The organism is Microbacterium sp. Z12_35 (assembly GCF_058310475.1).
On the sequence record NZ_JBZEGJ010000001.1, the window covers coordinates 999570 to 1020953 of the forward strand.

Genomic DNA, 21384 nt, shown 5'->3' on the forward strand with positions numbered 1-21384 from the left:
CTCAGCCGGCCTTGCGCTCGAGTTCCCGCTCGCGGGCTCGGATGGGCGCGGCGAGCGAGCGGCCGGCGAGCACCTCGGCCAGGAACGCACCCGTGTAGCTCTCCCGCACCCGCGCGACCTGCTCGGGGGTGCCGGTCGCCACGATGGTGCCGCCGCCCGAGCCACCCTCGGGGCCCAGGTCGATCACCCAGTCCGACGACTTGATGACGTCGAGGTTGTGCTCGATGACGATGACCGTGTTGCCCTTGTCGACGAGCCCGTTGAGCACCTGCAGCAGCAGGGAGACGTCTTCGAAGTGCAGGCCCGTGGTCGGCTCGTCGAGCACGTAGATGGAGCGGCCGTTGCTGCGGCGCTGCAGCTCGGTGGCGAGCTTCACGCGCTGCGCTTCACCACCGGACAGCGTCGTGGCCGACTGACCCAGCCGCACGTACCCGAGGCCGACGTCGACGAGGGTCTTCAGGTAGCGGTGGATCGCCTGGATCGGCTCGAAGAACTCCGCAGCCTCGGAGATCGGCATCTGCAGCACCTCGGCGATGTTCTTGCCCTTGTAGTGCACGGCGAGCGTGTCGCGGTTGTAGCGCTTCCCGTGGCACACCTCGCAGTCGACGTACACGTCGGGGAGGAAGTTCATCTCGATCTTGATGGTGCCGTCGCCCGAGCACGCCTCGCACCGGCCGCCCTTGACGTTGAAGCTGAACCGCCCGGCCTGGTAGCCGCGGACCTTCGCCTCGGGCGTCTCACTGAAGAGCGTGCGGATGCGGTCGAACACTCCCGTGTAGGTCGCCGGGTTCGACCGCGGCGTGCGGCCGATGGGTGCCTGGTCGACGTGCACGACCTTGTCGAGGTTGTCGAGTCCCGTCACCCGGGTGTGCTTGCCGGGGACGCGGCGCGCACCGTTGAGCCGCGAGGCGAGGACTTCGTAGAGGATGCCGTTGACCAGCGACGACTTACCCGATCCGCTCACGCCGGTGACGGCGGTGAGGACTCCGAGGGGGAAGTCGACGGTCACGTTCTGCAGGTTGTTCTCCCGCGCGCCGACGACGGTGATCTGCCGCTTCTTGTCGATCTTCCGGCGCTTGGCCGGCGTCGCGATGGCGCGGCGCCCGGACAGGTACGCGCCCGTCAAAGACTCTTCGTCCGTGAGGAGTTGGGACAGCGGACCCGAGTGCACGACATTGCCGCCGTCGACCCCGGCGCGCGGACCGATGTCGACGACCCAGTCGGCGGCGTGGATGGTCTCCTCGTCGTGTTCGACGACGATGAGGGTGTTCCCCAGGTCGCGGAGCTTGATGAGCGTCTCGATGAGTCGCCGGTTGTCACGCTGGTGCAGCCCGATGGAGGGCTCGTCGAGGACGTACAGCACCCCGGTCAGACCCGATCCGATCTGCGTGGCGAGCCGGATGCGCTGCGCCTCACCGCCGGAGAGCGTCGCTGCCGCCCGTCCCAGGCTCAGATAGTTCAGGCCGACCTGGATGAGGAAGTCCAATCGCGCGCGGATCTCGCGCAGCACCGCCGCAGCGATCTGCGCCTCACGGTCGGTGAGCTGCAGCTGGGCGAAGTACTCCTGCGCCTCGCCGAGGCTGAGGCGCGACGCATCCGCGATGGAGTGACCGTGCACGAGCACGGCCAGCACCTCGGGCTTGAGCCGGTCTCCGTCACAGACCGGGCATGGGACCTCGCGGAGGAACTCCGACCAGCGCTGACGCTGCGTGTCGGACTCGGCCTGCAGGTATTGCCGCTCGATGTAGGGCACGACGCCCTCGAAGCCGGAGGTGTACCGCATCTCGCGGCCGTACCGGTTCTTCCATTTGACGGTGACCTTGTAGTCCTCGCCGCGCAGCACGGCCTGGCGCACGTCCGACGAGAGCTTCTTCCACGGGGTGTCGAGGGAGAACTTCAGGTCGCGCGCGAGTCCTTCCAGGAGCCGCTCGTAGTACTGGAAGAGACCCTTGCCCTGGGTCGTCCAGGGGATGATGACGCCCTCGCGGATGGAGAGCTCTTCGTCGCCGAGCATGAGGTCGACGTCGACCGACATGCGGGTACCGAGGCCCGAGCACGTGGGGCACGCGCCGAACGGCGCGTTGAACGAGAACGTCCGCGGCTCGATCTCGGTGAGCTGGATGGGGTGGCCGTTCGGGCACGACAGCTTCTCGGAGAAGGACTGCCACGCGTCATCGCCTTCTTCGTCGACGAAGTTGACCTGCATGACGCCGCCGGCAAGTCCCAGAGCCGTCTCGACCGAGTCGGTGACGCGGCTGAGGATGTCGGGGCCCGCCACGAGGCGGTCGACGACGACGGCGATGTCGTGCTTGTAGCTCTTCTTCAGGACGGGCGGTTCGGCCAGCTGCACCAACTCGCCGTCCACGACGGCGCGGGCATATCCCTTCGCGCTGAGCTCCTTGAAGAGGTCGACGAACTCGCCCTTCTTCTGCGTCACGACAGGCGCGACGATCTGGAAGCGCGTGCGTTCGGGCAGCTCTATCAGCTGATCGGCGATCTGCTGCACGGTCTGCCGCTGGATGGTCGCACCGCAGATCGGACAGTGCGGCACGCCGATGCGCGCCCACAGCAGGCGCATGTAGTCGTGGATCTCGGTGATCGTGCCCACGGTCGAGCGCGGGTTGCGGTTCGTCGATTTCTGATCGATCGACACCGCGGGGCTGAGGCCCTCGATGAAGTCCACGTCGGGCCGATCGACCTGACCGAGGAACTGACGCGCGTAGGCGCTCAGCGACTCGACGTAGCGGCGCTGCCCTTCGGCGAAGATCGTGTCGAACGCGAGACTCGACTTGCCGGAACCCGACAGACCCGTGAATACCACGAGCGCATCGCGCGGAATGTCGAGGTCGACGTCCTTCAGGTTGTGGACGCGCGCGCCACGAACACTGAGCTTTCCGCTGGTGTTTCCGGGCAGGACGGCAGGAACGATGGGCACCCGTCAAGTTTAGGCGGGGGTTCTGACACCGGCTCCAGGTTCGCGGCCAGCGCACCCGCCGAGTATCGTGCGGCCGCAGCACATCCGGTTCGCGGATCAGGCGGAGCGACGCCCGGCGAACGGGGCGAGGCCGTCGCGGAGGGCGATGAGTGCCTCGGCGCTCATGCCCGTGCGCTCCATGATCTGCTCGGGTACGCGGACGGCATCCGAGCGCAAACCCCGGCCGGCGTCGGTGAGCGCGATGTCGAGCACGCGCTCATCCCCCACCCTTCGGGCACGGATGACACGGCCTTGGCCCTCGAGCCGCTTCACCAGGGGTGAGAGCGTCGCCGGCTCCATGGCGAGTTCGGCGGCGAGGTCGCCGAGCGAACGCGGCGACTGCTCCCACAGCGCGAGCAGGACGAGATACTGCGGGTGCGTCAGCCCGAGCGGCTCGAGCACAGGACGGTAGATCGACACCACGTTGCGGGCGGCCGTCACCAGCGCGAAGCACACCTGATTGTCGAGCTTGAGCAGATCGTCCTCCGACACCCGTGCTCCTTCCGCCAATTGGTTAGTACACTAAACATCATGGCACGAAGCGATCCGGAGCGGCCCCCGTTGCGCGAGCGCGTGCGTGCAGCCGGCGGCTGGTACACCTACGTCAACACCCGTCTGATCCGCATCGCCGGTCCGGCATCGGTCGGCCCCTACGAGACGACCCCGGAGCCCTCGCGCACGGAGCGTCCGTGCCCGCTGTGCGGCAACCCCATGTCGGCGCACACGTTCGACCGCTCGGGCCCGAAGCCCCTCATGACCTGCCCCTGACGCGGGTTGCCGGACCTTCCGTCCGGAATTCCGCCGACTCGAGTCGGGCGTCCCGCTCCCCTACGCGTGCCCGGCCTTCTCCATGGCGCGCAACTCCTTCTTGAGGTCTTGCACCTCGTCGCGCAGGCGGCCGGCCAGCTCGAACTTCAACTCGGCCGCCGCTGCCAGCATCTGGTCGCTGAGGTCGGCGATCGTCGCTTCCAGCTGATCGGCGCCCTCGGCGGCGATCCCGGTCCGGCGCAGTTGCGGCGTCGGCGACTTGCCCTTGCCGTTCTTCGACGCCGCCGCATCCCGACGCGAGAGCAGCTGCTTGGTGTCACTCGCCTCACGGTTCAGCACGTCGGTGATGTCTGCGATCTTCTTCCGCAACGGCTGCGGGTCGATGCCGTGCTCGAGGTTGTACGCGACCTGCTTCTCACGGCGACGATCGGTCTCTTCGATGGCCTTGGCCATCGAGTCGGTGATTCTGTCGGCGTACATGTGCACCTCGCCGGACACGTTGCGGGCGGCGCGTCCGATCGTCTGGATGAGGGAGGTGCCGCTGCGCAGGAACCCTTCCTTGTCCGCGTCGAGGATCGCGACAAGCGACACCTCGGGCAGGTCGAGGCCCTCACGGAGGAGGTTGATACCGACGAGGACGTCGTACACACCCGCACGCAGCTCGGTGAGCAGCTCGACACGGCGGAGCGTGTCGACGTCGGAGTGCAAGTACCGGACGCGCACACCGTGCTCACCGAGGAAGTCGGTGAGCTCTTCGGCCATCTTCTTGGTCAGGGTCGTGACCAGCACGCGCTCGTCGCGGCTCGCGCGCACGCGGATCTGCTCGAGCAGGTCGTCGATCTGGCCCTTCGAGGGCTTCACGATGATCTGCGGGTCGACGAGCCCGGTCGGACGGATGATCTGCTCCACCACGCCATCCGCGATCCCCATCTCATACCGTCCGGGGGTGGCGGAGAGGTACACGGTCTGCCCCACGCGGTTCTTGAACTCGTCCCAGCGCAGTGGCCGGTTGTCCATGGCGCTGGGAAGGCGGAAGCCGTGCTCGACGAGCGTGCGCTTGCGCGAGGCGTCGCCCTCGTACATCGCCCCGATCTGCGGCACCGTCACGTGCGACTCGTCGATCACCATGAGGAAGTCGTCGGGGAAGAAGTCCAGGAGGGTGTGCGGCGGGTCGCCGGGACCGCGTCCGTCGAGATGGCGGGAGTAGTTCTCGATGCCGGAGCAGAACCCGAGCTGCTGCAGCATTTCGAGGTCGAAGGTCGTGCGCATCCGCAGACGCTGCGCTTCGAGCAGCTTGCCCTGCGACTCCAGCTCCTTGAGACGCTCGGCCAGCTCGTGTTCGATGGTGCCGATGGCGCGCTTCACCGTGTCGGTGCCGGCCGCGTAGTGCGTGGCGGGGAAGATCGGGATGGCCTCCATCCGCTGCAGCACGTCACCCGTGAGCGGGTGGAGCATGTACAGCGCCTCGATCTCGTCGCCGAACATCTCGATGCGGATGGCGAACTCTTCGTAGACCGGGATGATCTCGATCGTGTCGCCACGCACGCGGAAGTTGCCGCGGGAGAAGTCGACGTCGTTGCGGTTGTACTGCATCGCGATGAACTTGCGGATGAGGGAGTCGCGGTCGTAGCGCTCCCCCACCTGCAGCGCCACCATGGCGCGGAGGTACTCCTCGGGCGACCCCAAACCATAGATGCACGAGACGGTGGACACCACGATGACGTCCCGCCGGCTGAGGAGGGAGTTGGTCGTGGAGTGGCGGAGGCGCTCGACCTCGGCGTTGATCGAGGAGTCCTTCTCGATGAAGGTATCGGTCTGCGGGACGTACGCCTCGGGCTGGTAGTAGTCGTAATACGAGACGAAGTACTCGACGGCGTTGTTCGGCATCAGTTCGCGGAACTCGTTGGCCAGCTGCGCCGCGAGGGTCTTATTGTGCGCGAGGACGAGCGTCGGGCGCTGCACCGCCTCCACGAGCCACGCCGTGGTCGCCGACTTTCCTGTTCCCGTCGCCCCGAGCAGCACGACGTCGGTCTCCCCGGCGTTGACCCGGGCGGCCAGTTCGGCGATCGCCTGCGGCTGGTCGCCCGACGGCGTGTACTCGCTGACGACCTCGAACGGACGGACGGAGCGGGTGGCCTGCATGCTTCCAGCGTAGGCGGAGCCTCCGACACCGGGGCGGCCGTTCGCCGAGCGCGGAGGCGATGGGGGCGCCCGGGCCGCGCGCGCCGGTGGAGGGGAGGGAGGGGACCGCCGCGTCAGGCGGAGAGCCGCTCCCACAGGGCATCGGCCTGGCGGAGGGTCTCGTCCAGCGTCCCCGAGGTGTCGATGACGACGTGGGCGAGCTTCAGCCGGTCCTCGTCAGACACCTGGGCGGCGATGCGTGCCCGCGCATCGGCCTCGGTCATGCCGCGTTCGCTCGTGAGCCGCTGCACGCGGATGTCCGCCGGCGCGTGGGCGACGACGACGAGATCCCACGGGTCGGCGGCCCGGGCCTCCGCCAGCAGCGGCACGTCGTAGACGACCACCGCAGCGGGGTCTGCCGCCGCTGCCTGCGTGAACCGCCGCTCGGACTCCACCCGAACGGCGGGGTGGACGATCGCGTTCAGGGCAGCGAGCTTCTCGGGATCACCGAACACACGTGCGCCGAGGACAGGACGATCGAGCGACCCGTCGGCGCGGATCACATCGGCACCCAACACCTCCGCGATCCGGGCGAGAACGGGCGACCCGGGCCGCTGCACGTCGCGCACGATCTGGTCGGCGTCGATGATGACCGCGCCATGCTCCGCGAGCCGACGCGCGATCGTGGATTTGCCCGACGCGATGCCGCCGGTCAGTGCGATCAAAGGCATCCTCCGAGCATGGCACGCGGCGGGCAGGCGGGCGGCCCCTCGCGCGCTCAGCGTGCGGGATGCACGCGTGTATTACGATTTGGTGATCCGCCGTGACCCGAAGTCGGCGGAGTACCGAGGTAGACGGATGTCGAACCCGCTCGTGGCGGTCATCATCGAGGACGATGCGGACATCCGCTCCCTCATTTCCGCTGTTCTCACGAGTTCCGGTTTCGACGTGCACACCGCGCCCGCCGGACTGGAGGGCATCGAGCTCGTGCGCGAGCTGTCCCCCGCGGTCACGACCCTGGATGTGAGCATGCCCGGCATCGACGGATTCGAGACGGCACGGCGCATCCGGGCCTTCAGCGACACCCGCATCCTCATGGTGACCGCGCGCGCCGACGAAGAACACGTGCGCCTCGGACGCGAGGCCGGCGCGAACGACTACATCACCAAGCCGTTCCGTCCCCGGGAACTCCGCGCCCGCGTGCAGGCGGCACTGGACGAGGAGTAACGGCGGCTCACCCCTCGGCGAGGATGACGGATGCGTCGTGGCTGGACGAGGACCGTCTCGCCGCGTCGACCGCCGCTGCGGTGAGCACGTCGAAGTCGTAGCCGATCTGGTCGGTGAGGGCGACGCCGACCGACACGATGGGCAGGACAGACAGGCGCAGGACCGCCATGTCATCCAGGACACGGCGGTGGATGATGCTCGCGGTGCGCCGCACGTCGGCGAACGAGGTCGTCAAGAACATCGCGAGCAGGGTCGTGCGGTCCGCCTCGCCCACGATCGCGGCCGTAGGCGAATGCTGCCGCACGCCCAGACGCCAGGCCGCGGCGATGGCTTCGGCTTCTTCCGGCCCGAAGGCGGTTCCGATGCGGTCGAGGTCGTCGACCCGTACAGCGATGATGCACATCGTCTCCTCCCGGGCATGGGCGCTCTCGAGGAGCGTCGACGCCAGGAGGCGGAAGGAATCCGGCAGGAGGAGGCCATCCAGCGCCACGCGCAGCGCGATCGTGTCGCGCTGACCGCGCAGGTTCGACTCGCCTGCTCTCAGCACGGACGTGGTCACGACGGTGGCGATGGTGAGGGTGATCGTCAGGAGCGAGGCCAGCGAGGTGCCGAACCAGGTCTGGAACAGGTCGCTGTCGGGTCCGGCGAGAAGGAAGACCGGGGTGCGCAGGACGAACCAGATGCACTCGATCGCGAGCACGGCGGTCAGGCCGATCGCGCTCCAGTGGGATGACAGCGCGCCCCGGCGGGTCTCGACGGCGCCGAAGGCGGCGAACAGGGCATTGCCCAGGAACATCACGGGAGCTCCGGCCCAGTCGCCGCCACCGGGGCCCGGGAGGAGCGCGGCGAGGATCACCACGAGCACGCCGCCGCCGAGGATCGCCCCCGCGACTCGGAGATCGCTGCCGTTGAAGGCGCGGCACCCGAGCCACAGGAATCCGGCCGAGGCGGTGAAGGCGCCGTTGCCGAGGGCGACGGCAACGAAAGCGCCGGGGTCGACAGCCCACACGAGATACGACATCACGCTGAGGATCCCGGACAGGAACGCGGTCGCCCACAGCCGCCCCGCGGCGCCCTCCTTCCGCAGCAGCGTCTCGACCAGGTAGAACACGCCGGAGACGACGATGACCACTGCGGTGAGCACGGTCACCGTGAATGGATCGAGCGCGTTCATTCGGCCTCCTCTTCGAGAGCGACGGGAAGGCGCACCGTGAAGGTCGCGCCGGAGCCCGGTTGAGTGTGGACGAAGATCTCGCCGCCGTGCGCGCGGACGATCTCACGGCTGATGGCCAGACCCAGGCCCGAGCCGTGCATCGTGGAGTTGCGCACCGCATCCGAGCGGAAGAACCGGTCGAACAGGTGGGGCTGCTCCTCGACGGAGACACCCGGCCCGTTGTCACTGACGGTGATCCAGACGGAGGCGCCGTCAGTGCTGACAGCCGCGCGCACCGTCCCGCCGTCGTGGTTGTAGTTCACCGCATTGGAGAGCAGGTTGTCGACGACCTGGCGGATGCGGTGCGGATCGACCGCGGCCGTGGCGGAGTACACGTCCGATGTGTCGATGGTGATGTGCCGATCCGCAGCGCGCGGAGCGATGGACTCGGCTGCCGAGGCGAGGATGACGGCGATGTCGACGGGTTCGCGATGCAACGTCAGCTCGACCCCGCCCTGCCGCGACGAGGCGGAGAGGGCGAGGATGTCGGCGACCAGTTCGAGGAGGCGGTCCGCGTTGCGCTCGGCCACCTCCAGGTCGCGGCGCGTCTGTTCCGGCAGTTCCTCCCCGTCCAGCGCCAACTCCAGGTATCCGATGATCGAGGTCAGCGGCGTTCGCAGTTCATGCGAGACCGATGCCACGAGGTCCTCGCGCGCGCGGAGCGCCTGCACCTCTATCGTGACGTCGCGCGAGATGACGATGGTCCCCGCGTGCGACCCGTCGATGTCGGTCAGCCGCCGCGCGCTGACGGTGAGGGCGCGGCGCCCCTCCCCCGGTGTCCCGTACCAGATGACCTCGTTCTCGAACGTTTCCCCGCGTCGTGCGCGCGACAGCGGCGCCTCCCACGGCTTCAGCCTCGTCGTGCCATCGGCGGCGAAGGCCGGGATGTCCTCGCCGCTCCACGTGGAGCTCCCCTGCAACCGTCCGTGCGCCTCGTTGGTCACCACGAGGTCGCCGCCCGCGGTTATCCGCGTGACGCCGAAGTCGACGGCATCCAGCACTTCGGTGACCACGTCCTCCTGCCGCCGCGCCCGGTCGACGGACCGTGACAGGTGAGCGGACTGCTTCTCCAGCAGCTCACGCTGCACGTACGCGCGGCGGGTGAACAATGCGACGAGCAGCCCCAGGGCCGCCAGCAGCATGGGAAGCAGGAACGTCGAGGCGGAGATGCGCCCGTCCGGGTCCCGTGCGATGAGGAGCACCAGAAGCACCGTGATCGCGACCGTGGACGCGACGACCCCGACGATCCCGAAGACGGTGGCGATCCACATCGCCGGGAAGGCCCAGAGGAGCCCCAGTCCGCTCCCGGGCGCCGCCTCCCGGATGAACGTGATCGCGACGATGTCGACGATCGGCAGGATGCCGCCCGCCCAATAGGGAAGGCGCTTCCACGGGAGCAGGATGGCGGCCGCCGCGCCGACGTAGATGATGGCGAACCCGATGACGTAACTGGGCGTGTGGCGCACCTCACCCAACGGAAGCGCGACGAGGGTGACGACGAGGACGACCCCCGCCAGGAGGAGCTGGTGCAGGAGGACCGTCCGGTCGCGCGTGGGCTCCTCCACGCGCGCCCGCCGCTCACCGTCGGACAGCCAGGCCATGCGCTCGACAGTAGCGCCCGCGTGCCGCGGGCCCCGTCCGCCGTGCCGTCGGAGCGTCGCCGATCGTGCCGGGAACCGATGCGCGTGGACTCCGTAGCACTTACGTAGTTGGACGGATGATCCCGTACGTCGGCGGTCTCTAGCGTGGTCGCCATGAGTATGACAACCGACACCCTGTACGAGCTCGCACCGCTGCTGACCAACTACCGCCGCTTCTGGCAGGGGTGGGGCGGGTCGGGCTCCGTCACCGGCCCCCTCCAGGTGTACCGCAGCGGCGCGCAGTACCCACGTTTGAACGGGGTCACCCACAACGAGATGCACCCGAACGAGATCGTCGCGGACGTGCGCCAGCGGATGGCCGGGGTGCCGTGGCTGTGGGAAGTCACGGCCGAGTCGCACCCCCGGACCCGTGAGGCCCTCGGCGCCCTCCGGGCGCCGCACTACGGCGCGGTCAGCGTCATGGCGATGGACCTCACCCGCTCCTCGTCCTACGCCCGTCCGGACGCGGACACCGGCGTGAGGGAATGGGAGCGCACCGCGGATGCCACGGAGTGGGTCGAGGCGTATGCGGGGCCGATGGAGGTGCCCGAGGCGGTCATCCCGCAGATCGCGGCCCTGGACCCTGCGCGCAGGCTCGACGACGACCGGCTGATCCGGTTCGGGTACACCGCTGACGGGGCCATCCGCGCGACGGCGGAGATGCTCATCACCGCCGACGTCGCCGGCATCTACCTCGTCGCGACCCAGGAGGCCTACCGCCAGCGGGGAGTGGCGACCGCCGTGGTGGCCGCAGCCGTGGCCCGCGCGCGTTCCGAGGGCCTGCTCGTGGCGACCCTGCAGTCCAACGACATGGCGGAGCCGGTGTACCGACGACTGGGCTTCGAGAAGGTGAGCGAGATCCAGGTGTTCGGTCCTCCGACCGCCTGAGGACTCGGCGTCAACCGCGGTGGGCGAGGGCTTCGCTCCGCCACCGGGTCCACAGCATCCACGGGTCACCGACTCCTGCGGCGAGGACGGCGATGTGCTCCGCGAGCGGGTCGGAGAGGCGGAACCACTCCGTGCCGGAATACCGCTCCGCGGCGAACTGCGCGTGGCGGCGGCTTTCGAGCGCGCGGTCGCCCCGCTCGAAAGCGAGCAGCTCGTCATGCCGGATCGCGGACAGGCGCTGGCGCGGGTTGGCGGTGGTGCCGATCTTCACGCGATCGGCGTAGCGGAGGTAGTAGACGACGTCGACACGCGGCGGGGCGAGATCGCCGTCGGGGACCTCGCCGTAGCGCCACTCGCAGGCTGCGCACAGCCAGCCGGTCGGCCACCGAACCCCCAGGCGCGACCCGCATGCGAGGCACGGTGAGGGCAGGAGGTCGGTGACGCCGCTCTCGCGTTCGGCCCACTCGCCCGCCACGGCGAAGTGCCGGGCGCAGAGGGAGATCGGCGCCTCCGGGTCGACGCGGGCGTCGCATCCGATCACCAGGCACGTCGTGGGCATTCCGCGAGCGTACGTGGAGCCGACGACAGCGGCTGTCCCCCGAACGGTCTACAGACAGACCCTGCGGGCGCCGCTTAGGGTCGGAGGAGCGTCGTCGGATACCCCCCACCGAACAGATGCGAGGAAGCATGAACGACCTGACGCTGACGATCCTGCTGTTGATCGCCGGCATCGGGACCGGGCTCGCCACCGGGATCGCACGAGTACCACGCGTACGTGTGATCCCGGGGGCCGCCGCGGCCACACTGGCCGTCCTGCTCGCGCTGGTGGTTCTGATGACACGGCCCGCCGAACTGTGGCTCGGGCTGTCGCTCGTGGCCCTCATCATCGTCTCCGCACCCCTGTCCGGCGCGTGGATGTGGAAGCACGAGGTCGGCGTCGACGCCGGCTACGGGTGGCTCCTGGCGCAGGAGTTCTTCCACCCGCAGCACCTTCGCCGCTGGCACGAGGAAGCGGCGACGGGGCGCGGCCGCCGCGCGGCATCCGGCCGCACCCGCCCTCGGGGCCGCTGAGGCAGGAGCGCAGCCCGCGAGGTGCGCTGCCCGGCAGGCCCGGCGGCGCAGGCCACAATGGGACGGATGTCCCCACACGACGGCAGCCCTCGGCCCGGCGCATTCGCACGGTTGTGGACGGCGTCGACGCTGAGTTCGCTCGGCACGACGCTCACAGCGGTGGCGCTGCCCGTGCTCGTGATCGACGATCTGCGCGCAGACCCGCTCGGCGTCGGAATCGTGAACGCGGCGCAGTTCGTCCCGTACGCGTTGCTCGGACTCCTCGCCGGAGCGTACGTCGATCGATGGCCTCGCCAAGCGGTGCTCGTCGTGGCCAGCTGCGGGCGGGCGGCGGCACTGGCGGCGATCCCCGTGCTGTGGTGGCTCGACGTCCTCTCACTCGGGATGCTGGTGGCCATCCTCCTCGTATTCGGGGCGTGTGCGGTGTTCGGCATGGCCGCGTCCCAGTCGCTGCTCCCCGACGTCGTGCCGCGCGATCGGCTGCTGTCGGCCAATGCGAGGCTGGATCAGGGGGACGCAGCCGCACAGACCGCCGGCCCGCCCATCGGCGGCATCCTCGTGGGCGTGATCGGCGCACCCGTGACGATTCTCGTGGACGCGGTCAGCTACGTCATCGACGCAGTGCTGATCGCACGCATGCGGGTGCGGGAGACGGGCGCTCCCGCCGGACAGGTGCGTTTGGGCAGACAGATCGCCGACGGGCTGCGCTGGACGTACCGCCACCGCGTCCTGGCTCCGCTCGCGGTGTCGACGCACGTGTGGTTCATCGCCAACGCCGCCGGTCTCACCGTTCTCGCCATCCTGGTGCTGGGCACCCTCGATCTCGGGCCGGTCTTCTACAGTGTCCTGCTCGCGGTCTTCGGGGTCTCGGCGCTGGGCGGGGCGTCCCTCGCGGCCACGGTCGGTCGGCGTTGGGGATCGGGGCCTTCCATCGTGGCCGCCCGCTTCGCCTACCCCATCGCCTGGTCGCTCGTCCTCGCGGCACCGACCGCCGGCGCGGCCACCATGGCGCTCCTCCTGGCCGGCGCGGCGCTGCACGGGCTCGCCGGCGGTGTCGAGAATGCGAATGAGATGAGCCTGCGGCAGCAGGCGACCCCGAGCGCATTGCTGGGGAGGGTGAACGCGACGATGAGGTCGGCGAATCGCACCGCGGCCGCGGTGGGGGCGGTCGGCGGCGGGGCACTCGTTTCCCTCGCCGGTGACCGCGGCGCGATCCTCATGGTGATCGCCGTTTTCGTCGCGGCCGCCGTGCTCGGATGGGCATCCCCGCTGCGCACAGCGCGGTAACCGGCCCTGCTTCCCGCCGGCGAACCAGGAGCAGCGGACCGCTCTCGCAGACGACCCGTTACCTCACGGCTCCCCGGCCACCGCATCCGACCACAGAGCTCGAAGGCGCCGGTTCGCCTCCGGCGCGACACGGTTGCCGGAGCGGAACTGGAAGCGCCACGCCACCTCCGGCACAACGACCTCCAAGAGATCCCGCGGCACGCGCTCGCTCTCGATCAGCAAGGCGTCGAACGCGACATCCACGAAGCTCGCGGTGCGGCGCGGGTCAGCGAAATGAACGTCCTCATACGGATGCGTCATCACGGTGCCGTGCCCGATCAACCCATACGAGCCGCCTTGACGCAGGAGCCAGGCATCTGTCCCTGGTTCCACCTCGCGGCGTGAACCCACCGACCACTGCGTCACATACGGCGAGTCGCCGGTGACCGCGGTCACCACGGCTGCATAGGAGCCAGGCCACTCGTCCCACAATGAGGGGTTCCAACCGAGGATCACGCCGGCGTCGCGCCAGTAGTCGGATGCGGCGGCGCCGGCCGTCTGCTGGGGCGTCACGCGGTGCGCAGGATCTTCTCGAGCGGCTTGCCCTTCGCCAGTTCGTCGACCAGCTTGTCGAGATACCGGAGCTTCTGCATCAGCGGATCGTCGATCTCCTCGACCCGTACCCCGCAGACGACACCGGTGATGAGCGACGAATTCGGATTCATGTGCGCAGCAGCGAAGAATTCCTCGAAAGTGGTGCCCTGCGCGATGTGCCGGCGCAGGGCGGCATCGTCGAATCCGGTGAGCCACTCGATCACCTCATCGAGCTCGTTCCGGCCACGACCTTTCTTCTCCACCTTCGTGACGTACAGCGGGTACACGGAGGCGAAGCTGGTGCGGAAGATGCGATGCACAGGGCTTAGCGTACGCCGCTGGAGGCGCCCGCCGAAGGGTCGGTCAGCTGCGGCGCAGCACCGCACCGGCGAGCACACCGGCCACCACGCACATCACGATGACCGCGGCGACGAACGGCTCCCACCCCACGTCGGCGAAGACCCATCCCAGCGCCCACCCGAAGACGCTCGATCCCCCGTAGTAGCCGAGGTAATACAGCGACGAGGCTTGCGCGCGCGAGTCCGGCCGCGCCGCCGCCGGCGCCCACCCCGACGCCAGCGCGTGCGCGCCGAAGAATCCGATTGTGAACACGACGAGCCCCACCAGGAGGACGGGCACGGCCGGCACGAACATCAGCAGCAGGCCGAGGATGGTGCATCCGATCGAGGAGAGCAGCACCGGAAGCCGCCCGTGCCGGGTCGCCAGCGAACCAGCCCACGCCGAGGATGCGGTGCCGGCGAGGTAGGCGAGGAACAGCAGCGTGACGATCCACGCCGGCAGGGAGAAGGGTGGGGCGGTGAGGTGGAACCCGAGATAGTTGTACACCCCCACGAAGGCGCCCATGAGGAGGAACGCCTGCCCGTACAGAGCGAGCTGCACGGGCGAGCGCAGGTTGACGGCGAGCCGCGCGGCGATGCGGGGGCCTTGCTGGGCACGATGCCGGTGCGGGACGAACCCGCGCGCCCGAGGGACCAGCCACAGGAACAGCACCGCCGCAGCCGCGCACAGGGCAGCGACAGCCCACATTCCCGCGCGCCACTGGGCGAGGTCGGCGATCGGACCCGACACGAGCCGCCCGGCGAGCCCACCCACGGTGGTTCCGGCGGTGTAGCTGCCCGCAGCCGCCGCCGCATGCCCCGCATCCACTTCTTCGCTCAGGTACGCCAGCGCCACGGCGGGCACGGCGCCGAGCGCCGCTCCCTCGACCAGGCGGACGACGAGGAAGACGCCGATCTCGCTCGCGAACGGCGCGGCGACCCCGAGGATCGTCGCCCCGACGATGCCGATCGCCATGGCCGGCACGCGACCTATCCGGTCGGCCACCATCGACCACGGGATGACCGCTGCCGCCAGCCCGAGCGTGGACGCGGAGATCGAGAGGGCCGCCGTCGCCGGCGCGATCCCGAGATCATCGACGATCACGGGAAGGACGGCCTGCGGCGAGTACAGCTGCGCGAACGTCGCGACGCCGGCGAAGAAGAGGCCGGCGAGCAGCCGGCGGTACTCGCGGCTTCCGCGCAGGTGTCCGGTGAAGCCGCTCACTCCCCCACGTTAGGGGACGGGCGAGCCGGGCCGCGATTCGACGTCGCCTCGCCACGCTTCGATGCCCTCGCGCACTGCCGGGGTCTTCCCGGGTGAATTGCCACGCGACGAAGGCCGCGGACAGCACTTCGATGACAGCGACCGCTCCGCGGCCTCAGAGACCCGGGCCGGAGTCACCGAAGGCGGCATGACCCCAGCGGTGGGCGAGGATGACGGCGTGCACACGGTCGCGGGCGGCGATCTTCGCCAGGACGCGCCCGACGTGTGTCTTCACCGTCGATTCGCTGAGGAACAGCGACTGGGCGATCTCGGCGTTCGTGAGGCCCTGTCCGATGGCGCGGAAGACCTCGTTCTCGCGTTCGGTGAGGAGCGTCGCGGGGTCGCGACCGGCGGGTGTCCCCGGCATCCGCGAGGCGACATGGTCGAGCAGCCGGCGCGTGACGCGCGGCGCGAGGACCGCGTCTCCACCGTGGACCGAGCGGATGGCGGCGGTCAGGTCAGCGCGCTGCACGTCCTTGAGCAGGAACCCGCTCGCCCCGGCCTGGATGGCTCCGAATGCGTACTCGTCGAGGTCGAAAGTGGTGAGGACGAGCACTCTCGCGCGCGGGTCCGCGTGGACGATCCGCTCGGTCGCCGCGATGCCGTCGACCCCGGGCATCCGCACGTCCATGAGGATGACGTCGGGCTTCAGAGCGGCCGCCTGGGCGATGGCCGACTCGCCCTCGGCCGCCTCCCCGACGACGACCATGTCGTCCTCCGCCTCGAGCACGAGGCGGAATCCCACGCGGATGAGTTCCTGATCGTCGACCAGCAGGATGCGGATGGGGTCGCTCATGCGCGCGACTCCCTCGTGGCCGAGAGTTCCGCGGGCAGATCGCGCGTCGCGGCGGCAGCGGCGGGGAGCACCGCGCGAAGCTCCCACGTGCCGTCGCGGGTGAGGTCCGACGTCACGGTCCCGCCGACGTGCGCGGCCCGTTCGACCAGGCCCCGGATGCCGAATCCTCCCGACGCGACGGGTCGCGAGGCTCCGTCGTTTCGCACTGTCACCTGCACCTCCGCATCCGTGTATTCGATCCGCACCTCGATGGCCGTCGCATCCGGGGCGTGGCGCATCGCATTGGTCACGCCCTCCTGCACGATCCGCCCGATCGCGAAGCGCACGGCATCCGACCCGGTGGACGATCCCGTGACGATGAGTGTGACCGGGAATCCCGCACGCCGGGCTGCGTCGACGGTGGCCTCGGGGGCCACGGGCTCCACGGGGGTGAGGGGCGCATCCGGTCCGCTCTCGCGGAGAACGCCGAGCATGGCACGCATCTCGGTCAGCGCCTCGCGTGCGGTCGCGGCCGCCGCATCCATCGCGCTCCGCGCCCGCTCGCGGTCGGGCGTGGCCGCGGCGCCCTCGGACAGCGCGACGACCACGGTGAGCGAGTGCGAGACGATGTCGTGCATCTCGCGCGCGATCCGCGCCCGCTCAGCTGCTGCGGCCAGGCGCGACTGCTGGTCGCGTTCGACGAGGAGCTGGCGCGACCGGGCGAGCACCGCTTCGAGGTATCGCTTCCGGTTGCCGACGTTGACGCCGATGAGCGAACCGATCAGTCCGAGCACCGCTTCCGCGATGACCGCGGTGCTCGCCGTCTGCAGGGTGAGGCTCCCGCTGCCCACCAGAGCAAGTCCCAGGAGACCGAGCGTCCCGATCGCGATGCCGTACCCGACCCAGCACGCGCGGGAGGATCGGTAGACGGCCAGTGAATAGGTGGCGACGAGCACGAGAGGGCTGCCGCCGGTGGGATTGAACAGCAGAAAGGTCGCAGCGCTGACGAACCACGCGGCGAAGACGAGGGTCGGTCGCCTCCTGCGCCACACCAGGAGGACCGATGCCGCCGCGGCCGCGGCCAGTGGGATCGCAGACGCCCAGGGCATGTCGACGGCCGAGTCTGTGTCCCGCAGCTCAGCGGGCTGGAAAGGCACGACAGGGAGCAGGGTGAGCGACAGGCAGATCAGGGCGATCAGGATGTCGGCGAAGAGCGGATGCCGCGCCCAGAACTGCCGGACGAGCCCCGGCGCACGCGGCAGCCGCAGGTCCTCCTCGGCGGTCGAGGAGGACCTGCGGTTGCGCGTGGTCGGCACGGCGTCGACTTTACGCGTCGCGCATCCGGAGCACGGCCCAGGCGGCGAGCATGCCCGCGACAGCCCAGCCGCACAGGGTGACGAGCGACACTGTGGCGCTCAGCGCGTTGTCGGCCAGCGGCAGGATGAGGCTCTGTGACGCAGCCGGCGGCAAGTACGCGCTCAGATCGGTGACCCACTGCCATGCCGTGGGATCGAAGGCCGGGAAGATGCTCACCACGATCGGCAGGACGAAGAGGAGCCCGACCGAGGCCGCGATCGCGCCGGCGCCACTGCGCAGGAGGAACCCCCATGCCGCCCCGAGAAGGGCGAAGATCGCCATCGAGAACGCCGCCGCCAGGAGCGGCAGGAACGATTCGTCGGCCGCGCCCCACGCGATCCCGTTGCCTCTCGGTTCGAGGATCGGAGTGATCGCGAGGGCTGCGCCGACGAAGATCACGAGCGATGCCGCGAACATCAGTCCGGCGACCACGACGGCCTTCGCCGCGAGGACCGACCCGCGGCTCGGGTCGGCGGTGAGGGTCGACCGGATCATCCCGGTGGAGTACTCCCCGGTCACCGCGAGCACCCCGAGGATGCCGGCGAGCAGCATCGTGAACTGGACCGGCAGGATGACCGCCTGGATGCCCGCGAAGCCCGGACCGTCCACGGCCAGCGCGACGAGGAGCGCGATCCCGATCGTGAGCAGCGCGACGATGCCGATCGACCACCAGGTCGATCGCAGCGTGGACAGCTTGATCCACTCGCTGCGGAGAACCCGAGGGAAGGTGAGCCGGTAGGGACTCGTCCGTGTCTCCGGCGATACCGATGTGGCGGATGCGGGGGTCATGCCAGCTCCTTCGTCCGGTACTCGACAGCTTCGCCGGTCAGGGCGAGGTAGGCCTCTTCCAGGGATCCGGTGGTCGGGGTCAGTTCGTGGAGGGGAATGCCGTGTTCGGCGGCGAGATCGCCGATGCGCGGGGCTGGGACCCCGTGGATGTCGAGCACGTCGGGGCTCATCGCGACGACCTCTACACCCGGCCCGGAGACGGCCGCAGCCAGCTCGCTCGCGCGCGGTGTGCGCACCCGGACGGCCGCTGTCGTCCAGGCCTGCACGAGGTCGTGCAGCGGAGCATCCGCCAGCACCTTTCCTCGCCCGAGCACGATGACGTGGTCGGCGGTCTGCGCCATCTCGCTCATGAGGTGGCTGGACAGCAGCACCGTGCGCCCCTCGGCGGCGATGCGGCGGACGAACTGCCGCACCCACCGCACGCCCTCGGGGTCGAGTCCATTGACGGGCTCGTCGAGGATGAGCGTGTGCGGGTCGCCGAGCAGCGCCGCGGCCAGGCCGAGGCGCTGACCCATGCCGAGCGAGAACGTGCCGGCGCGCTTCCCGGCGACCGAACCGATGCCGGTGAGGTCCACGACCTCGTCGACACGGGAGGCGGGGATGCCGTGGGTCGCGGCCATGGCGCGCAGGTGGTTCCGCGCGGTGCGGCCGGTGTGCACCGCCTTGGCATCGAGGAGGATCCCGACTTCGGTGAGAGGTGCGCGCAGCCGCCGGTAGTCGCTGCCGTTGACGGTGCTACGGCCGGACGTCGGCCGGTCAAGGCCCACGATCATGCGCATCGTCGTGGATTTGCCGGCGCCGTTGGGGCCGAGGAACCCCGTGACCTTTCCCGGGCTCACCGTGAACGACACGTCGTCGACGGCCGTCTTGTCTCCGAACCTCTTCGTGAGGCCTTCCGCTGTGATCATGCGTCCGACGCTACGGAACGCCGACGCCGTGCACATCGTGCTGAGGTGCCACGCTGATCCGCGGATCCGGTACCACCGGCTGACCCGTGGCGGTGCCCGGACCGCGATCAGGAAAGGCTCTGTCCCCAGCCGAGCGTGCCGGCGAAGGCCTGGCCGGCGAACCGCTCGCCGATGAGGCGATGCGTCTCCGCGTCAGGATGCAGCCCGTCCGGAAGCGGATGCGCGAGGGAGTCCTGCTCGCCGTAGAGCCGCAATCCGTCGAGGTAATGGAGGTTCGGGTCGGCGGGGCGCCGCTCTGCCACGATGCGGGCGAGCTCCTCGCGGATGCTCACGAGCGTCAGCTTTCCCGCGGCGCGCTCGGCAGGGTCACCCGTCGCGATGAACCGCATCTCCCCGCGTCCGAGCGCTTCCGGGTCGAAGGCGCCCGGCCCGGGCGTGTTCTCATGGATCCCGCAGAAGATGGGCGACACGACGATCAGCGGCGCGGTCGGGTGCCCCTCGCGGATGGTGTCGAGGAAGCCATGCACGGCCGGCCTGAACGCCCGCATCCGCATGAGATCGGTGTTCACCAGGTTGATCCCGAGCTTCAGGCTGATCACATCCGCGGGAGTATCCCGCATGACCCGTGCGACGAAGGGGTCCATGAGGGCGCTCCCGCCGAAGCCGAGATTGGTCAGTTCGACCCCGGCGATCCGCGCGGCGACCGCTGGCCAGGTCCCGAGCGGACCGGCGGCGTTGGACCCCTGACTGATGGAACTGCCGTGGTGGAGCCACACCGGCGCTCCCGGATCGAGCGGCTCGACCGGGGCGTCGGCGCGGAGTCCGAGGATCTCGAGCGTCTCGTTGTGCGGGAGCCACAGTTCGACATGCTTGGGCTCCGCGGCGAGGTCGCCGAACCGCAGCGTCGCCACCGGTCCGTTGTCGATCGACCGCTCCCCCGTCGTCGTATCGACGGTGACCGCGATGCCGCCCGTGGTCGCCGAGCGCCCGACCGGGATGCCGTCGACCACGAGATCGACGATGCCGTCGGGCCGAGGCGGAAGGCCCGCATACGCCACTCGCGTGCGCCGCACGTCCAGTTCGATGACCGATGCGGCGGTGCGGAAGGCCAGTCGGACCCCGGAGGGCTGGGACTCGACCATCGCCAGCTGCCCATCGGCGGCTTCGGATCGCGCCCAGGAGGGTAGGCGATGCGGCAGGATCCCGGCGTCGGTCCGTTCCAGCTCCATCGCCCCCCGTACGAGGGAGTCCGTGAGAGGCACGGTCACAAGTTCGGAACGGGTCATTCGTCACGCCTCCAGAGGTGGCAACGATTCGGGCCAATGGGTGAAGAGCGCGTCGAGCGCGACGATGGTGGCCGACCAGCTCTCTTCAGAGGGCGGCGCACTGTGGGAGAAGCTTCCGCTCATCTCCAGTGTGATGAAGCCGCGGGTGGTGCTGCCGAGCAACCGCACGGCGTGAACGGTGCTCGCCACGTCGAGCCCGTAACCCCGGAGCACCGCCTCCGACAGCCGGGCGTGCCGGGGGCCGGCGCTGGATGCCGCCGTGTCCGCGTCCAGTGGAGCGAGCGTCGCGGCGAACCGGCCGGGAAATGCTCGCGCGTAGTCGCGGTATGCGTTCATCAGTGCGGCCACCGCATCGCGACGCGAGAGCCCGGCGACAGCATCCGCGGCGCGGTCGGCAAGCTCCTCGAGCGCGAGAAGGGTGATTCCCTGGCTCAGTTCGAGGGTGCTTCGGATGTGCGAGTAGAGGCTCGCGGTCTGCACCCCGAGCCGCCGTGCGACAGCTGCGACGCTCACGTGCTCGAAACCGATCTCGTCCGCCAGCTCCGCGCCGGTGGCCACCACCCGCGTGACCGTGACTCCCGCTCTGGGCACCGGGCCTCCCTCGCTTCGGGGTTACCTATAGCTAATAGCTTACCGGCTAATGCGCATAGGCAGGCCGTACGCCGCGGATCACGTGTCGGCGGATCACGCCCGCCGCATCGAGATGAGCCACAGCTCGGGCGGATATGCCGGGCGGGCGTCCTCGTACTCCGAGGCGTGCGCGTCGAAGTGCATGCGTCCGGGCATGTGCGGGAGCGTACTCCGCCACGCTTCGCGGTCGGCCAGCTGATCTTCTGATGGGGTCCACCCTCGACCGGGAAGACGAAAGTGGGCCGGAACCCGAAGGTTCCGGCCCACTCGCGTGGA

21 protein-coding genes are annotated in these 21384 nt (G+C 69.6%); 5 read left to right on the top strand and 16 right to left on the bottom strand.

All coding sequences use genetic code 11. The annotated features are described in order from the left end of the window. Position 1 precedes the first annotated feature (1 nt). Both uvrA and AC4FS1_RS04985 read right to left on the bottom strand, forming a co-directional pair. Positions 2 to 2935 (bottom strand): excinuclease ABC subunit UvrA, encoded by a 2934-nt coding sequence (uvrA, locus tag AC4FS1_RS04980; protein WP_491153152.1) that lies wholly within the window; start codon positions 2933 to 2935, stop codon positions 2 to 4. A gap of 96 nt (positions 2936 to 3031) precedes the next feature. After that, complete coding sequence (locus tag AC4FS1_RS04985; RefSeq protein WP_491153153.1) at positions 3032 to 3466, bottom strand: MarR family winged helix-turn-helix transcriptional regulator; 435 nt, start codon at positions 3464 to 3466, stop codon at positions 3032 to 3034. A 39-nt stretch (positions 3467 to 3505) separates the two neighbouring features. Here AC4FS1_RS04985 and AC4FS1_RS04990 point away from each other — a divergent pair, with 39 nt between their 5' ends. Further along, positions 3506 to 3742, top strand: coding sequence for a hypothetical protein (locus AC4FS1_RS04990; RefSeq protein ID WP_491153154.1), 237 nt, complete (start codon positions 3506 to 3508; stop codon positions 3740 to 3742). Between the two features lie 60 nt (positions 3743 to 3802). Here AC4FS1_RS04990 and uvrB read toward each other — a convergent pair whose 3' ends face one another. Next, positions 3803 to 5884: an excinuclease ABC subunit UvrB gene (uvrB, locus tag AC4FS1_RS04995; protein ID WP_491153155.1), complete on the bottom strand. Its 2082-nt coding sequence runs from the start codon at positions 5882 to 5884 to the stop codon at positions 3803 to 3805. Positions 5885 to 5997: 113 nt separating this feature from the next. Beyond that, positions 5998 to 6594, bottom strand: a complete 597-nt coding sequence (gene coaE / locus AC4FS1_RS05000) for a dephospho-CoA kinase (protein WP_491153156.1) — start codon at positions 6592 to 6594, stop codon at positions 5998 to 6000. Between the two features lie 67 nt (positions 6595 to 6661). Here coaE and AC4FS1_RS05005 point away from each other — a divergent pair, with 67 nt between their 5' ends. Then, entirely contained in the window at positions 6662 to 7090 is a 429-nt protein-coding gene (locus AC4FS1_RS05005) for a response regulator transcription factor (protein WP_491153157.1), read from the top strand. Positions 7091 to 7097: 7 nt separating this feature from the next. Here AC4FS1_RS05005 and AC4FS1_RS05010 read toward each other — a convergent pair whose 3' ends face one another. After that, positions 7098 to 8264, bottom strand: coding sequence for a hypothetical protein (locus AC4FS1_RS05010; protein ID WP_491153158.1), 1167 nt, complete (start codon positions 8262 to 8264; stop codon positions 7098 to 7100). After that, on the bottom strand, positions 8261 to 9904 hold the full coding sequence (locus AC4FS1_RS05015) for a sensor histidine kinase (RefSeq protein WP_491153159.1): 1644 nt from the start codon (positions 9902 to 9904) through the stop codon (positions 8261 to 8263). Before AC4FS1_RS05015 ends, AC4FS1_RS05010 begins: the two co-directional genes overlap by 4 nt. A gap of 153 nt (positions 9905 to 10057) precedes the next feature. On the opposite strand from AC4FS1_RS05015, the gene AC4FS1_RS05020 reads away from it, so the two are divergent. Further along, positions 10058 to 10831, top strand: coding sequence for a GNAT family N-acetyltransferase (locus tag AC4FS1_RS05020; protein ID WP_491153160.1), 774 nt, complete (start codon positions 10058 to 10060; stop codon positions 10829 to 10831). A gap of 10 nt (positions 10832 to 10841) precedes the next feature. On the opposite strand, the gene AC4FS1_RS05025 is transcribed toward AC4FS1_RS05020, so the two are convergent. Next, positions 10842 to 11390, bottom strand: coding sequence for a GIY-YIG nuclease family protein (locus AC4FS1_RS05025; RefSeq protein WP_491153161.1), 549 nt, complete (start codon positions 11388 to 11390; stop codon positions 10842 to 10844). 128 nt (positions 11391 to 11518) lie between these two features. Between AC4FS1_RS05025 and AC4FS1_RS05030 the strand changes: the two genes are divergently transcribed. Together AC4FS1_RS05030 and AC4FS1_RS05035 are read left to right on the top strand one after the other, a co-directional pair. Then, on the top strand, positions 11519 to 11902 hold the full coding sequence (locus AC4FS1_RS05030) for a hypothetical protein (RefSeq protein WP_491153162.1): 384 nt from the start codon (positions 11519 to 11521) through the stop codon (positions 11900 to 11902). 66 nt (positions 11903 to 11968) lie between these two features. Next, positions 11969 to 13189 carry an MFS transporter gene (locus AC4FS1_RS05035; RefSeq protein WP_491153163.1) on the top strand — a complete coding sequence of 407 codons (1221 nt, stop codon included), beginning with the start codon at positions 11969 to 11971 and terminating at the stop codon, positions 13187 to 13189. 63 nt (positions 13190 to 13252) lie between these two features. Here the strand turns inward: AC4FS1_RS05035 and AC4FS1_RS05040 are convergent, their stop codons facing one another. The 9 genes from AC4FS1_RS05040 to AC4FS1_RS05080 form a co-directional block, all read right to left on the bottom strand. Continuing rightward, positions 13253 to 13741, bottom strand: a complete 489-nt coding sequence (locus tag AC4FS1_RS05040) for a hypothetical protein (RefSeq protein WP_491153164.1) — start codon at positions 13739 to 13741, stop codon at positions 13253 to 13255. Then, positions 13738 to 14082, bottom strand: a complete 345-nt coding sequence (locus AC4FS1_RS05045; RefSeq protein ID WP_491153165.1) for a DUF2200 domain-containing protein — start codon at positions 14080 to 14082, stop codon at positions 13738 to 13740. The genes AC4FS1_RS05040 and AC4FS1_RS05045 overlap by 4 nt, the downstream gene beginning before the upstream one ends. A gap of 43 nt (positions 14083 to 14125) precedes the next feature. Next, complete coding sequence (locus AC4FS1_RS05050; RefSeq protein WP_491153166.1) at positions 14126 to 15325, bottom strand: MFS transporter; 1200 nt, start codon at positions 15323 to 15325, stop codon at positions 14126 to 14128. Between the two features lie 154 nt (positions 15326 to 15479). Beyond that, a complete protein-coding gene (locus AC4FS1_RS05055; protein ID WP_491153167.1) occupies positions 15480 to 16160 on the bottom strand; it encodes a response regulator in 681 nt (226 codons plus the stop codon). Continuing rightward, the gene (locus tag AC4FS1_RS05060; protein ID WP_491153168.1) at positions 16157 to 17455 is read right to left on the bottom strand and encodes a sensor histidine kinase; all 1299 of its coding nucleotides are present in this window, start codon (positions 17453 to 17455) and stop codon (positions 16157 to 16159) included. Before AC4FS1_RS05060 ends, AC4FS1_RS05055 begins: the two co-directional genes overlap by 4 nt. A 10-nt stretch (positions 17456 to 17465) precedes the next feature. Next, complete coding sequence (locus AC4FS1_RS05065; protein WP_491153169.1) at positions 17466 to 18284, bottom strand: ABC transporter permease; 819 nt, start codon at positions 18282 to 18284, stop codon at positions 17466 to 17468. After that, positions 18281 to 19192 (bottom strand): ABC transporter ATP-binding protein, encoded by a 912-nt coding sequence (locus tag AC4FS1_RS05070; RefSeq protein ID WP_491153170.1) that lies wholly within the window; start codon positions 19190 to 19192, stop codon positions 18281 to 18283. Before AC4FS1_RS05070 ends, AC4FS1_RS05065 begins: the two co-directional genes overlap by 4 nt. 107 nt (positions 19193 to 19299) lie before the next feature. Then, on the bottom strand, positions 19300 to 20478 hold the full coding sequence (locus AC4FS1_RS05075; protein ID WP_491153171.1) for an SGNH/GDSL hydrolase family protein: 1179 nt from the start codon (positions 20476 to 20478) through the stop codon (positions 19300 to 19302). A gap of 3 nt (positions 20479 to 20481) precedes the next feature. Then, on the bottom strand, positions 20482 to 21069 hold the full coding sequence (locus tag AC4FS1_RS05080; protein WP_491153172.1) for a TetR/AcrR family transcriptional regulator: 588 nt from the start codon (positions 21067 to 21069) through the stop codon (positions 20482 to 20484). Positions 21070 to 21384 lie beyond the last annotated feature (315 nt).

Excerpts from the sequence above, each read along its gene's own strand:
- AC4FS1_RS05030 (WP_491153162.1), top strand. The coding sequence starts at position 11,519 with ATGAACGACCTGACGCTGACGATCCTGCTGTTGATCGCCGGCATCGGG.
- AC4FS1_RS05065 (WP_491153169.1), bottom strand. The coding sequence starts at position 18,284 with ATGACCCCCGCATCCGCCACATCGGTATCGCCGGAGACACGGACGAGT.
- AC4FS1_RS05015 (WP_491153159.1), bottom strand. The coding sequence starts at position 9,904 with ATGGCCTGGCTGTCCGACGGTGAGCGGCGGGCGCGCGTGGAGGAGCCC.
- AC4FS1_RS04990 (WP_491153154.1), top strand. The coding sequence starts at position 3,506 with ATGGCACGAAGCGATCCGGAGCGGCCCCCGTTGCGCGAGCGCGTGCGT.
- AC4FS1_RS05035 (WP_491153163.1), top strand. The coding sequence starts at position 11,969 with ATGTCCCCACACGACGGCAGCCCTCGGCCCGGCGCATTCGCACGGTTG.
- coaE (WP_491153156.1), bottom strand. The coding sequence starts at position 6,594 with ATGCCTTTGATCGCACTGACCGGCGGCATCGCGTCGGGCAAATCCACG.
- uvrB (WP_491153155.1), bottom strand. The coding sequence starts at position 5,884 with ATGCAGGCCACCCGCTCCGTCCGTCCGTTCGAGGTCGTCAGCGAGTAC.
- AC4FS1_RS05075 (WP_491153171.1), bottom strand. The coding sequence starts at position 20,478 with ATGACCCGTTCCGAACTTGTGACCGTGCCTCTCACGGACTCCCTCGTA.
- AC4FS1_RS05010 (WP_491153158.1), bottom strand. The coding sequence starts at position 8,264 with ATGAACGCGCTCGATCCATTCACGGTGACCGTGCTCACCGCAGTGGTC.
- AC4FS1_RS05055 (WP_491153167.1), bottom strand. The coding sequence starts at position 16,160 with ATGAGCGACCCCATCCGCATCCTGCTGGTCGACGATCAGGAACTCATC.
- AC4FS1_RS05025 (WP_491153161.1), bottom strand. The coding sequence starts at position 11,390 with ATGCCCACGACGTGCCTGGTGATCGGATGCGACGCCCGCGTCGACCCG.
- AC4FS1_RS05020 (WP_491153160.1), top strand. The coding sequence starts at position 10,058 with ATGAGTATGACAACCGACACCCTGTACGAGCTCGCACCGCTGCTGACC.
- AC4FS1_RS05070 (WP_491153170.1), bottom strand. The coding sequence starts at position 19,192 with ATGATCACAGCGGAAGGCCTCACGAAGAGGTTCGGAGACAAGACGGCC.